Source organism: Streptomyces sp. NPDC002467 (genome assembly GCF_042889825.1).
Lineage (GTDB): Bacteria > Actinomycetota > Actinomycetes > Streptomycetales > Streptomycetaceae > Streptomyces.
Genome location: NZ_JBIARJ010000023.1, coordinates 1 through 12,232 on the forward strand (window position 1 = coordinate 1; position 12,232 = coordinate 12,232).

Below are 12,232 nucleotides of genomic sequence, written 5' to 3' on the forward strand. Positions count from 1 at the left end.
AAGGCCGCCCTCGCCGAACTCCGCGGCGTCGGCCGCCTCGGAGACGTCACCTTCGAAGGCGCCCAGGCCACCGTCAAGCTCGACGAGACCGCCGCAGCCCACCTCACCCTCCAGGCCGGCGACATCACCATCGGCCGCCTCGCCGGACCCACCGCGATCCGCACCCACAAGGGCGACATCCAGATCACCGACGCCGTCCGCGGCAAGGCCGAACTCCGCACCGAACACGGCGACATCACCGTCACCGCCGCCCGCGGAGCCTCCGCCACCCTCGACGCCCGCACCGCCTACGGCAGCATCCACAACTCCCTCCTCAACACCGAGGGCCCCACCGCCGAACTCACCATCCACGCCACCACCGCCTACGGCGACATCACCGCCCGCAGCAACTGACCCGCCCGGACCGGGCGACGTGCGGGGGCGGCTCGACCACGCCGTGCCGGGGACCTGCGAGCTTCTCCGGCTCCGCGGGCGGCCTGCCCGCGTACCGCGGTGTGGAGCACCTCGGCCGCCGAGGTGCCCGAGGGGGGCATGACCATGAACCCGGTTGGCCCGTGTCCCGCCCGTCTCCGTTGCCGCAGAGGGCGACGGCCCTCGAAACCGTCCCCGCGCCCGGCGCCGCCGTCAGTCGGCCGAGGCGAGGCCCTCGATCACTTCCGCCCCCGGGAGCTCGGCGAAGAGCCGGCCCGGGGCGATGAGCTTGCCGCGTCGGCTGCCGCTGCCGACCAGTACGTACGGCATGTCGACGACGGCCCGGTCCACCAGCAGCGGCCAGTCGGCCGGCAGGCCGATCGGGGTGATCCCGCCGTATTCCATGCCCGTGCGCTCCACGGCCGTGTCCATCGGAGCGAAGGACACCTTGCGCGCGCCGAGCCGCCTGCGCACCGCGCCGTTGACGTCGGCGCGGGCGCCCGAGGGGACCAGGCAGGCGGCGAGCGTGGTTTCGCCGCCCCGCTTCGCGGCGACGACCACGCAGTTCGCCGACCGGTCGAGGAGATCCCGCCCGTAGTGCTCGACGAAGGCCGCCGTGTCGGCGATGGCCGGGTCGCTGTCGACGTAGACGATCTGTTCGGCGGGGACGCCGCCGCTCCACGATCGGATCGCGTCGGCCACCGGCCGGGTGAGTTCGCCGAGGCATTCGGGGGCGGGGCGGACCTGCTCGAAAGGCCCGATGGGAGCGCGCATGCGGGCCATTGTGCACCCGGGTCAGTGCCCCATGTGCGGCGCGGAGGTGACGATGCAGGAGGCGACGACGCCGCCGTCCTGGACCGCGCTCAATCGCACGTCGTAGCGGGTGATGGGCTCGGCCTCGATCCAGCACGGCCGGTCGAATTCGACGTACCGGTGGAACGTCGTGTCGAAGTTCATGGGGCAGACGCGCCGCGGCGCGGCCACCGCCTGGGCGGCCTGGCTGAAGGCCTCCAGCAGCACCATGCCGGGAATGTGGTCGTGCGGGTGGTCGTACAGCACGGTGTTGGAAGTGACGACCCGCAGCTGCCATAACCCCGGCCGGTCGGTGGCCGCCAGGGTGACGTCATGACCGTTGGTGCGGCCGACCAGGGTCGGGGCGACGGGCGGCGCCGGCGGCAGCGCCCGCGCGAAGGCCTCGACGGCGTCGGCGTACGAGCCGCGCAGCCGGTCGTAGATGGCCCCGGGGTGGGCGTTGTAGCGGACCTCGGCGGTGCCCAGCCGCCTGCCGTTGCGGGTGGCCTCCACGTGCGCGGTCAGGAAGGTCGAGCCCATCCGCCGCCGACTCACCTCGCTGTGTGTTATGCGCATGTCAACAAAGCGCGTCTCGCCGCCGGCCCGCAGCGCGGCCGGCGCCACGGTCGATCTGAGGCGCTCCCAGCCGAGTCGGTGGGCGACCGGTATGCCGAACGCGGTGTGCGACAGCAGGGCGAGGCCCTGACGGAGGCTCTCGGTGAAGAGCAGCGCGCCGTACGCGTCGGGCTCGGGGCGGTAGAAGTCGTGCTCGGCGGGCCAGTTCACGGTGACGACGTGCTCGTTGTCGCCGACTTCACGCCAATCCCTGACGAGGACCTCGAAGGCGTCGGCCTTCCGTACGAGGCGCTTGATGTCGGCGTTCCCCGGCATGATGTGGTCTGCTTCCGGGATCCAGTGAACAGCAGTAGTCATCGATCTTCCCCCCCCTGGGAACAGCGGTGTCGGCCACTCTGGGCACAAGTCTGCGACCCTTAATACCCCCGAAGTAAAATAGAGAGTATTCTTTTTTTTGTCGAGACCCGGAGGAGAACAGGTGAGCGAACTGACCGGTAGGCGAGATGTGAAGCAGGAGCGCGCACTGCGCACGCGTGCCGCCCTCGTCCAGGCTGCGGCAGAGGTGTTCGCCGAGTACGGGTTCGCCGGGGCGAGCGTCTCGAAGATTACCGAAAGGGCCGGCCTGACCCTCGGTGCCATGTACTTCCACTTCAAGAACAAGGAAGCGCTCGCCCGCGAGATCGTCCGCTCGCAGCCGGGCCTCGTGGACCCCCCCATTCCGGCCGAGGGGTTGCAGTCCGCCGTGGACATCACGCTCACCTGGGCGTACCAGCTGCTCGACAATCCACTGCTGCTCGCGGGCGCGCGTCTGGTGACCGACCAGGAGCTGTTCATCCCGTCCGAGGAGAACTCGCACGCGCAGTGGTCCGACCTGCTCGGGGGCATCCTCGCCGAGGGCGTGCAGCGGCGCGAGGTGCGCGCCGGGGTCGATGTGCACGCCGTGGCCCGACTGGTCGTCAACGCGTGCACCGGTGCCCAGATGCACGCCCAGATGGAGACGGGGCGGGCGGACCTGCCCGACCGGGTGGAGGAGATGTGGAAGTGCCTGCTTCCCGGCATCGCCACTCCGAGTGCCCGGGCGCGCATCGAATTCGGCCCGTCGCGGGGGAGGGTCGCGACCTGATGGGGGCAACGCCGCCGGTGGCGCGACAAAGGATCGTGGTGACCGGGGCGACCGGTGCCGTGGGTCGGCACGTGGCCCGCATGCTCCCCGCCGACGCCGAGGTGCGTCTGCTCGTCCGGGACGTGGCCAAGGCCCGTCGGGCGGGGCTGCGCGGGGAGCCCGTCCCGGGCGACTACCAGGACCGGCCGGGCCTGGACCGGGCCTTGCGGGGAGCCGACGCGGTCTTCGTCGTGACGGCGAACCCGCTGCGCCCCGCCGACGACGAGAACATCCTGGCCGCCGCTCGGGCCGGTGGTGTCCGGCGCGCGGTCAAGCTCTCGTGGCTCGGCGTCGCGGACCCCGCCGAGGACGGTCTGATCGCCCGTTGGAACCGCGATGCCGAGGCACGCCTGCGGGCTTCGGGGCTCGACTGGACCGTGCTGCGCATGCGCACCCCCATGTCGAACACCCTGGCCTGGGCCCCGTCGATCCGTGCCGAAGGGGTGGTACGGGCACTCGGCGGATCCGCCCGGTCGGCCTGCGTGGACCCCCGCGACGTCGCCGCCGTGGCCGTGCGGGCCCTGACCGGCCCCGGCCACGCGGGGCGTACGTACGCCCTCACCGGCCCCGCGCCCATCAGCGTGCGGGAGCAGGTCCGGGAGCTGTCCCGGGTGCTGCGGCGCCCGATCGGCTTCGAGGAACTCACCGCCGACCAGGCACTCGCGCGATGGCGCGAGCGACTTCCGGAGCCGCTCGCCCAGGCCCTGTTGGGAGCGGCCGTGCGGCGTGCGGGCGGTGCGTCGGCACGCACCGAAGGCGACGTCGAGGCCGTCACGGGACGGGCTCCGGAAGCCTTCGCCTCCTGGGCCGCGGACCACGAGCCCGACTTCCGCTGACACCACCCCTCGGGCACTGTCGCGCGCGACGGCGGACGGCACCTTGCCCGACCGACCGAGCGAGCGAGGTACAGCAACCATGCAGGCGATGCTCCAGAACAAGACGATCATGATCACCGGTGCTTCCAGCGGTATCGGAGCCGCGGCCGCGCGGCTCTTCAGCGCCGAGGGCGCGGCGGTCTCGCTGATGGCGCGCAGGGAGGACCGCCTGCGCCAAGTGGCCGAGGAGATAGCGGAGGCGGGCGGGCGGGCCGTCACGGTCGCCGGGGACGTGACCTCGCCGGCCGACGTCCGGCGGGCGGTGGCCGCCACGGTCGAGGCGTTCGGCGCGCTGGACGGGGCCTTCAACAACGCGGGCTGGGGCACGCGCGGCCCGCACATCCACGAGACCGACGACGCGCTCTACGACCGGATCATGGACGTCAACGTGCGCGGGGTGTGGAACTGCCTGCGCGAGCAGATCCCCGTGATGCTGGAGCTCGGCAACGGCGGGTCCATCGTCAACACCTCCAGTACGGCCGGTGTGTTCGCGACGGGCGCGCTGGCCCCGTACGTCGCGGCCAAGCACGCCGTCCTCGGCCTGACCCGGTCCGCGGCCGCCGAATACGGCGGTCGCGGCATCCGCGTGAACGCCCTGGTGGTCGGCACCGTACGCACCGAACTGATGGAGGAGGCGCTGCGGGGCAGGCCGGACGCGGAGAAGTCCGCCGGCTCCCGCGGCATCCAGCGCCGGATGGGCGAGCCCGAGGAGATCGCGCAGGCCGCCGCGTGGCTGTGCAGCGACCGCGCCTCCTTCGTCACCGGCGGCGCGGTCCCGGTCGACGGGGGCTGCACCGCCATCTGACCTCCCGGCTCCCGGGTCCGCGGCGGACGTACGGAGGGCGTCGTACGGCCGTCGCCGGCCCGGAGTTGCCAAGACCGTGGCGGATCTTCCACGAGAAAAAGAAAACAGAGCGCTCTATATGTAATCTCGCTCCCATGTCGACCCCGGACCCGAACGCGCACCTGTGGTGCGGCGGGCGTACAGGAGCGCAAGAACACCCATGACGGACACGACCACGGTCCTCGACACAGAGACGGCCGAGCAGCGCTCGACCCGCTTCGAGCGGGACGCCGTCGGCTACCGAACACTGCTGTACGCCCATGCCGTGCGGCTGACCCGTAACCCCGCGGACGCGGAGGACCTGGTCCAGGAGACGTACACGAGGGCGTACCGCAGCTTCCACCAGTTCCGCCCCGGCACCAACCTGCGGGCCTGGCTGCTGCGGATCCTCACCAACGCCTTCCTCACGGACTACCGCAAACAGCAGGTGGAGCCGCGGTTCGCGCACGCCGCGGACATCGAGGACTGGCAGCTCGCCAGCGCCGCCTCGCACACCTCAGGGGGGCTCCCGTCGGCGGAGTCCCAGGTCATGGACCGGATACCCGACCCGGTGATCAGCGAGGCACTGCGGGCGATCCCGGGCGACTTCCGGACCGTCGTCTACCTCGCCGACGTCGAGGGCCTGCCGTACGAGGAGATCGCCGCCCTCGTCGGCATCCCGAACGGCACCGTCAACTCCCGCCTGCACCGCGGGCGCAGGCGGCTGCGGACCCTCCTCGACGGGCACCTGGGGTACCGGGCCGGCGGGGGGAAGGCCCCGGGCGGCGTCCCGGGTCAGCCACAGGTACGCACGTCCCGTACGCGCACCCCCGGGGGGCCGACAGTCGACGACCCCCCTTATCGCGAAGGTTTGAGCTGATACACCATGACGACACAATTGCCCGCCCCCGCGCGGCCCGAGGCCCCGCCGCAGAAGCTGCCGTTGCTCGCGCTGCTCGCCCTGGCCACGGCGGTCTTCATCACCTGCCTCACGGAGACGCTGCCGGCGGGCCTGCTGCCCGCGATGAGCGCCGACCTCGGCGTCAGTGAGTCCGCGACCGGCCAGACGGTGACCATCTACGCGATCGGCACCGCCCTCACGGCGATACCCCTGACGGCGGCCACCGCGGCCTGGCGCCGCAAGCGGCTGCTGCTGACCGCGATGGCGGGATTCGCCGTCGCCAACACCGTCACCGCCTTCTCCACCTCCTACTCCCTGACGATGGCGGCCCGTTTCGTCGCCGGAGTGGCCGCGGGCCTGGCCTGGGCGCTGCTCGCCGGGTACGCCCGCCGGATGGCGCCGGAGCACCTCCAGGGCCGGGCCATCGCGATCTCCATGGCCGGCATCCCGGTCGCGCTGTCCCTCGGAGTCCCCGCCGGTACCTTCCTCGGCAAGGCCGCCGGCTGGCAGGTCGCGTTCACCGCCATGACCGTGCTCACCGTCGCCCTGCTCGGCTGGATCGCCGCGGTGGTCCCGGACTACCCGGGTCAGCGCCAGAGCGAGGCCCCTCCGATGCTGCGGGCCCTGCGCGTGCCCGGCGTGACCCCGGTGCTGTTCGTGACCCTCGTCCTGGTCCTGGCCCACACCATCCTCTACACCTTCATCGCCACCTTCCTCGACGAGCTCGGCATGGGCGGCTCGACCGACCTGGTCCTGCTGGTCTTCGGCGCCGCGTCACTGCTGAGCATCTGGATCGTGGGCGCCCAGATCCACCGCCGGCTGCGCACCCTCATGATCGCGAGTACGCTGCTGATCGCCGTGGCGGCGGCCGCACTGGCCCTGCTGTCGGACAGTCACGTCCTGGTCTACGCCGCGGTGGCGCTGTGGGGCCTGGGCTGGGGCGGCGCCCCGACGCTGCTGCAGACGGCCGCGGGCGAGGCGGGCGGCGACTGGGCCGACGCGGCCCAGGCCATGCTCGTCACCTCGTGGAACGGCGCCATGGCCGCCGGCGGCGTCATCGGCGGTGTGCTCCTCGACCTCCTCGGTGCCCACGCGTTCCCCTGGAGCGTGCTGGTCTTCCTGGCACCGGTCCTCGCCGTGGTGGTCGCCGCGCGCACCCACGGTTTCCCGGCCCGGCGCGCGGGGACGTCCGCGTAACCCCCGCCTCGCGGATCCGCGCCGGAGCGGTGCTCCGGTGAGGGGTCCCGGCGTACGGAAGGCCGGTCCGCCCGACCGCGGGCGGACCGGCACGCCGGATCAGGGTGTGGTCGGGTCCTGGACCGCGATCCCCGGCAGGACCACTCCCCAGATCCGCGTGAGCTGCTGCTCGGTGCTGTCCCCCCGGGCGCCGGGGACCTGGGCGCGGGCGCGGGAGTACGCCTCGGCGCCGGTGACGAGGTAGGCGACCAGGGCGAGGACCGCCTTGGGATCCGTACCCGGGCGCAGTTCGCTCTCCGTCACCCGGTCGAGCAGCCCCTTCAGGACGGGCTGCCACAGGCAGGTCCAGGCGCTCGAGCTGTCGGCGCGCTCGCGTACGAGCCGGGCGGCCGCACGGACGGCGGCGTCCGTCTCCAGCAGCTTCGCGAACTCCAGGGTCACGGTGACCACGGACCGCAGCGGCGGCTCCCCGAGCGCGGCGGCCCGTTCCGCGGCAGCGCGTACGGCGGTCTCGCCCCGTCCCTGGACCGCGTCCGCCAGCTCTTCCTTGGACTTGAAGTGGAAGGTCAGCGCTCCCATAGAGAGCCCGGTCGACTGGATGATCCGGGCCAGCGTGGTGGCCTCGTATCCCGCGTAGTCGAACGCCGAGGCGGCGGCCTGCACCAGAGCCTCCCGCGTACGGGTGGCTCGTTCCTGTTTCACCATGGTCAATCTCCGGATCGGACGCCGGGGGGTTTCCGGCACAGGCTCAACTGAGAAGGGGCCGGTCACCTTCCCGGATTGCCACTTTTGGAGCGGAACTGGCGGGTTCCCGCCGGTAGCCCGTGAGCCGGCGACGGCCGGGGCGAAGCGGGCATCGCGGACGCGGCGTCACCGAACGGTGCCGGGCGACTTGGCCAAGTCGTAGACGGCGTGACCGTCCACTGGCGAAAAAAAGAAAATGTTCGTTATTCTCTTTTGGTAGGCAGCGCCAGGGAGGGGAAGGCAACATGGCGGAAAACCGAACATCTCGAACAGTGGGGCCGGACCACGACGAACCGGTCTCCGCCTTCGCCGAAGCGCTCTTCGCCCACCTGCCGCGGGCCGACCAGCGCCGCTGGGCGCAGATCTACTTACAGGGACTGCTCTCCACACCCGGCAGGAAGTCCATCCGGCGGCTGGCCGAGGCGGTCTCCACCTCGCCGACCGCCTCCCAGTCCCTGCAGCAGTTCATCAACTCCAGCCCCTGGGACTGGGTCCCGGCCCGGCGGGAGCTGATCCGGCTGGCGGAGGCGCACACCACGACGCGGGCCCTGACCATCGGCACCGCGGTCCTGCCCAAACGGGGCGAGTACACCTGCGGGGTCCACCGCCGCTTCGTCCCCGCGCTCGGCCGGACCATCAGCTGCCAGGCGGGCCTCGGGATCTTCCTCTCCACGGGGGAGCAGGACGTGCCCCTCGAATGGCGGCTGCTGCTCCCGGAGCCGTGGAACACCGACACGGAGCGGCGCGAGCGCGCCCGGATCCCGGACTCGGTGGGCTACCGCCCGGTGTGGGCGCAGACCCTCGACCTCGTGGACGCCGCGACGGAGACCCTCGTCTCCCCGGCCCGCCTGCCGGTGGTCGCCGACATGAGCGAGCACCCGGACGTGGGCCGGCTGCTGAGCGGACTCGGCAAGCGGGGCCACGACTTCGTGGTGGCCGTACCCGCCGGCATGCAGGTGCTCCCCGGGGACCCCCGGCTGTCCACGGAGAACCGGTCCGGCTCCGAGCTCCGACACAACCCCCTCGGAGCCCTCGCCTTCCTGCTCCGCCGCAGCACCCCGGCGCAGACCGCCGGCCCGTTCGCGCCCGAGCGCCGGGTGCGGCGGATCGGCGTCCGGTCGGGGCTGGTCCGCCTGCCGGGCTCGACCCGTACCCACCGGCTGTTCACGGAGGGACGCCCGGAAGGCTCCCGCCCGGCGCGGGTGTGGATCACCAACATGGTGGGGCGGCACGTGGAGGAGGTCGCGGCCCTGGCCCAACTGCAGTCCGGAGCCCCCCTCGCGGTGGACTCGCTCGAACGGGACTACGGACTGCTCGACTTCGAGGGGCGTTCCTTCCCGGGGTGGCACCACCACATGACCCTGGTCTCCGCCGCCTATACCTACGACCGGGTCGTCCGGCCGGCGGAGGAGTCGCGAGAGGCGCTGCTCCTGAGCGCCTAGTCACGCGACGGGTTGACAAGAAATCATTTCACGGCCACTCCGGGGGAGTCGACGAGCATATGGTGAATGTACTCGTGGTAGAGGACGCCGCATCGGCGGGATCGACGGTGCGCAATTTACGGAGACAGGGCTACGAAGCGAAAGGCGTGACCACCGGAACGGATGCCCTGAGAATGCACCAACGGGCCGATCTCGTCCTGCTCGACCTCGAACTCCCGGATATCGACGGCCTGGAGGTGTGCCGTGCCATACGGGCCGCCGGTGACACCCCGATCATCACCTTCACCAGCCGGGACGAGGAATTGGACCGGGTCCTCGCCCTCCAGGCCGGCTCGGACGACTGCGTCGTCAAATCGACCGGGCCCCGGGAGATAATGGCCCGAATCCAGGCCGTCCTGAGGCGCGCCCACCCGCGGCCGCTCGCCGCCCCGGAATCCATTTCGCTGCGCCGGCTGCACATAGACGGAAGGGCGCGCGAGGTCCGCCTGGACGGCCTCCCGGTGGAGGTCACCTCGAAGGAGTTCGAGCTCCTGTACACCCTGGCCTCCACGCCCGAGCGGGTCGTGTCCCGCAAGGAGCTCATGGCGAAGGTCTGGGAGTGCGACTGGTCGGAGTCCAGCCGCACCATCGACACCCACGTCAGCAGCCTGCGGGCCAAGCTCGGGTGCAGCAAATGGATCGTCACCGTCCGGGGCGTCGGCTACAAGATCGGCCAGGGGAGGCAGCGCGTCGAAGCGGCGTGACCTCCCCGGTGACCCGAGTGACCGGTCCGCCCGGCGTGGAAAGACGGAAAGGAGCAGGTGGCGACCACGGCCACCTGCTCCTCGCGCGTTTCCCCCGGGCCCGCCGCCCCGCTCAGACCCCGGCCCGCGCGCCGGCGAGCCGGGCGAGCAGCGGGTGGCCGTCCACCGCCGCCGGGTCCAGGCCGACGGCCCGCAGCGCCCACCAGGCACTCGCCAGGTTCGAGGTCAGCAGTACGCGGTCCGAGTCGCGGCCGAGCTCCTCCAGGGCCGGCAGCGTCGTCATGCCCGTGCCGGTGAACAGCAGCGCCGCGTCCTCGGGCAGATCCGCCCCCCGCACCGCGTCGAGCACGGCCTCGGTGGTCACGTCGTACGGGTTGAAGTGGTCGCCGGCCGGGACCGGTATCACCCGGTCGACCGCGAGCCCGGCCTCCTGCCAGAACCGCGTCGAGGTGTCCGTCAGCCACGGCTCGTACGGCGAGACGAGCGTCAGGCGCGTCAGCCCCAGCGCCTCGCAGGCGCTCAGGATGGCCTGGGTCGACGACTGCACGGGGAAGCCGGCGCGCTCGCCTAGCTCGTCACAGAACCTGCGGTCCCCGTCGGGCGAGAGCAGGTAGTGCGAGGCGCTGCACGCGACCACCGCGGCGTCCAGGCGCATGGCGCCGAACTGCGCCAGCGTGTCGGGCAGCACCTGGTTGTACGTCTCCAGCATCTCCAGGAGCGCCGTGCCGGGCGTCGTCGGGAACCGCGCCGTGAAGACGTTCATCCGGGAGCCGACGAGCCGGTTGAACTCGGGCTCGGCCGTGGGGTTCTCCGGAGGTACGACGACCCCGAGCCGCGGTGTGGTGTGAACGTTCACGCTGATATCACCCGTCTGTTGGACCGGACATGGAAGTGGAAATCCCACGCATCCCACGCTAATCGAAAACGAAAGCAAAACACCCGGCAGTTGACGGTGCTTTACGGCCGCCTTGCAGAGCTTTCTCCGCTTCACACTCCCTGACAAATCTCGACGAAGGCCTGACCCGGGAATTATTGACGCCCCGCCGGTCGAACGCGGAAGCTGATCTCACCGCCCGCCGCATTCCACGGTCACGGAGAAGGAGTAAAAGCAATGGCAGTATCAGAGAACGGCGACAGCCCCCCGAAGAGGCTGCCTCACATATCCGATGCCACCCTGCGGGACTCCGCTCACATGGCCGGTGTGGAATTCGGCCCGCAGCACGCCGCGGTCATCGCGGACCTGCTGGTGAAGACGGGCGTGGAGCTCGTCGAGGTGGGGATGGTGTCCGGCCCCTCCTCGAAGGACGCCGACCTCGTCCTGGCCACGCACGAGGCCGTCGGCCCCGAACGCAGCCTGACCCTGGTCGTGGTGCGGGACCGGCAGCAGGTCGAGAAGGCGCTCGACGAGGCGCTGCGCCTCGGAGTCCGCTCGGTGATGTTCTCGATCCCGACGTCCGAGGAGCACGCCAGGCTCAAGCTGGCCTCGCCGAGCACCAAGTACCTGATCAACGTCGCCAGGGCGGCCATCGAGGGAGCCAAGGAACGCGGCTTCCACGTCACCTTCAGCGGCGAGGACGGCGCCCGCACCCCCAGGGAGCGGCTCGTCCCCTACGTCGAGGCCGGCTTCCAGGCCGGGGCCGACCGGTTCCGGCTCGCCGAGACCGTCGCGTACCTCTCGCCCTGGCAGATGGAGGAGAAGATCGCGGACCTGACCGCGATCGACGGCTCCGAGATCGAGATCCACTCCCACAACATGCTGGGCATGGCGGTCGCCAACTCACTGGCCGCATACCGCGCCGGCGCGGACTGGATCTCGACCACCGTGGGCGGCATCGGCGAGCGCGGCGGCAACGCGCCCCTGGCCGAGCTGCTGACCTCGCTCCGCGTCATCCACGGCGACACCCGCTTCGACCTGACCCACCTCACCGAGCTGTCCGAGGTGGCGCTCGAAGGCGCGGGCCTGGGCCACGCGTTCCAGTCCGGCCCCACCACGGCCAACGCCTTCGCCTACGAACTGCCGGGCCAGCTCACCACCCCGGAGGCGTACGAGACCCTCCCCGCCGAACTCGTCGGCAACACCCGGGAGCTGCGCGTCCGCTCGCGCCTGACCGCCCCCCTCGTCAGCTGGGCGCTGGCCGAGGAAGGCACCGGCCTCGACATCGACGCCTTCACCACCTGGCTCACGGAGCGTCAGCTGGGCAGCGGCCGCCCGCTGCTCGACCGCGACGCCATCCGCAAGGCCGCCGTCGACTTCCAGTCCCTCTGAGTCCGACGGTCCGACCGCTCGACCGTCCGACCGCTCGACGGTCCGACCGCCCGACCGTCCCACAGTCCCACCGAAACGCAACGGAGAACACCATGTCCACCGCAACCATCACCGCCGTCTGCCCCGAGTGCGAGACCGACCTCACCACCCCGCCGATGGGCAAGGGCGAGACCCTCGTCTGCCCCGAGTGCATGCTCACCCTCCGCGTCGAGGACGTACAGGCCGACGGCACGCTCTCCCTCGCGATGGTCGAAGTCACCCTCCGTGACTGGGGCCAGTAAGCCGCGAACTCGGATAGGA

General features: G+C 71.5%; 14 protein-coding genes. 10 read left to right on the forward strand and 4 right to left on the reverse strand.

Annotated elements, in window-relative coordinates; all coding sequences use genetic code 11:
- Positions 1 to 393, forward strand: a 393-nt coding sequence (locus ACFYYJ_RS34775) for a DUF4097 family beta strand repeat-containing protein (RefSeq protein WP_389138168.1), incomplete at its 5' end; no start/stop codon positions are given.
- 231 nt (positions 394 to 624) lie between these two features.
- Here the strand turns inward: ACFYYJ_RS34775 and ACFYYJ_RS34780 are convergent.
- Together ACFYYJ_RS34780 and ACFYYJ_RS34785 are read right to left on the reverse strand one after the other, a co-directional pair.
- Complete coding sequence (locus ACFYYJ_RS34780; RefSeq protein ID WP_385124200.1) at positions 625 to 1,185, reverse strand: YbaK/EbsC family protein; 561 nt, start codon at positions 1,183 to 1,185, stop codon at positions 625 to 627.
- Positions 1,186 to 1,206: 21 nt separating this feature from the next.
- The gene (locus ACFYYJ_RS34785) at positions 1,207 to 2,136 is read right to left on the reverse strand and encodes a ScbA/BarX family gamma-butyrolactone biosynthesis protein (RefSeq protein WP_389138170.1); all 930 of its coding nucleotides are present in this window, start codon (positions 2,134 to 2,136) and stop codon (positions 1,207 to 1,209) included.
- Positions 2,137 to 2,257: 121 nt separating this feature from the next.
- Here ACFYYJ_RS34785 and ACFYYJ_RS34790 point away from each other — a divergent pair, with 121 nt between their 5' ends.
- From ACFYYJ_RS34790 to ACFYYJ_RS34810, 5 genes are all read left to right on the forward strand, one after another.
- On the forward strand, positions 2,258 to 2,902 hold the full coding sequence (locus ACFYYJ_RS34790; protein WP_385124195.1) for a ScbR family autoregulator-binding transcription factor: 645 nt from the start codon (positions 2,258 to 2,260) through the stop codon (positions 2,900 to 2,902).
- A 38-nt stretch (positions 2,903 to 2,940) separates the two neighbouring features.
- Complete coding sequence (locus tag ACFYYJ_RS34795) at positions 2,941 to 3,777, forward strand: NAD(P)H-binding protein (RefSeq protein ID WP_389138173.1); 837 nt, start codon at positions 2,941 to 2,943, stop codon at positions 3,775 to 3,777.
- A gap of 109 nt (positions 3,778 to 3,886) precedes the next feature.
- Complete coding sequence (locus ACFYYJ_RS34800; protein WP_385124214.1) at positions 3,887 to 4,621, forward strand: SDR family NAD(P)-dependent oxidoreductase; 735 nt, start codon at positions 3,887 to 3,889, stop codon at positions 4,619 to 4,621.
- Between the two features lie 199 nt (positions 4,622 to 4,820).
- Positions 4,821 to 5,519: a sigma-70 family RNA polymerase sigma factor gene (locus ACFYYJ_RS34805; protein WP_385124189.1), complete on the forward strand. Its 699-nt coding sequence runs from the start codon at positions 4,821 to 4,823 to the stop codon at positions 5,517 to 5,519.
- 6 nt (positions 5,520 to 5,525) lie between these two features.
- Positions 5,526 to 6,737 carry an MFS transporter gene (locus ACFYYJ_RS34810; protein WP_385124186.1) on the forward strand — a complete coding sequence of 404 codons (1,212 nt, stop codon included), beginning with the start codon at positions 5,526 to 5,528 and terminating at the stop codon, positions 6,735 to 6,737.
- A 99-nt stretch (positions 6,738 to 6,836) separates the two neighbouring features.
- On the opposite strand, the gene ACFYYJ_RS34815 is transcribed toward ACFYYJ_RS34810, so the two are convergent.
- Positions 6,837 to 7,442: a TetR family transcriptional regulator gene (locus tag ACFYYJ_RS34815; RefSeq protein ID WP_385124183.1), complete on the reverse strand. Its 606-nt coding sequence runs from the start codon at positions 7,440 to 7,442 to the stop codon at positions 6,837 to 6,839.
- Between the two features lie 311 nt (positions 7,443 to 7,753).
- Here ACFYYJ_RS34815 and ACFYYJ_RS34820 point away from each other — a divergent pair, with 311 nt between their 5' ends.
- Both ACFYYJ_RS34820 and ACFYYJ_RS34825 read left to right on the forward strand, forming a co-directional pair.
- Positions 7,754 to 8,923 (forward strand): IS701 family transposase, encoded by a 1,170-nt coding sequence (locus ACFYYJ_RS34820; protein ID WP_389138176.1) that lies wholly within the window; start codon positions 7,754 to 7,756, stop codon positions 8,921 to 8,923.
- 59 nt (positions 8,924 to 8,982) lie between these two features.
- Positions 8,983 to 9,666 carry a response regulator transcription factor gene (locus ACFYYJ_RS34825; RefSeq protein WP_385124178.1) on the forward strand — a complete coding sequence of 228 codons (684 nt, stop codon included), beginning with the start codon at positions 8,983 to 8,985 and terminating at the stop codon, positions 9,664 to 9,666.
- 112 nt (positions 9,667 to 9,778) lie between these two features.
- On the opposite strand, the gene ACFYYJ_RS34830 is transcribed toward ACFYYJ_RS34825, so the two are convergent.
- Entirely contained in the window at positions 9,779 to 10,522 is a 744-nt protein-coding gene (locus ACFYYJ_RS34830; RefSeq protein ID WP_389138178.1) for an arylmalonate decarboxylase, read from the reverse strand.
- A gap of 255 nt (positions 10,523 to 10,777) precedes the next feature.
- Between ACFYYJ_RS34830 and ACFYYJ_RS34835 the strand changes: the two genes are divergently transcribed.
- Both ACFYYJ_RS34835 and ACFYYJ_RS34840 read left to right on the forward strand, forming a co-directional pair.
- On the forward strand, positions 10,778 to 11,932 hold the full coding sequence (locus tag ACFYYJ_RS34835; RefSeq protein ID WP_385124172.1) for an isopropylmalate synthase: 1,155 nt from the start codon (positions 10,778 to 10,780) through the stop codon (positions 11,930 to 11,932).
- A gap of 92 nt (positions 11,933 to 12,024) precedes the next feature.
- Positions 12,025 to 12,213 carry a lysine biosynthesis protein LysW gene (locus ACFYYJ_RS34840; RefSeq protein WP_384744492.1) on the forward strand — a complete coding sequence of 63 codons (189 nt, stop codon included), beginning with the start codon at positions 12,025 to 12,027 and terminating at the stop codon, positions 12,211 to 12,213.
- Positions 12,214 to 12,232 lie beyond the last annotated feature (19 nt).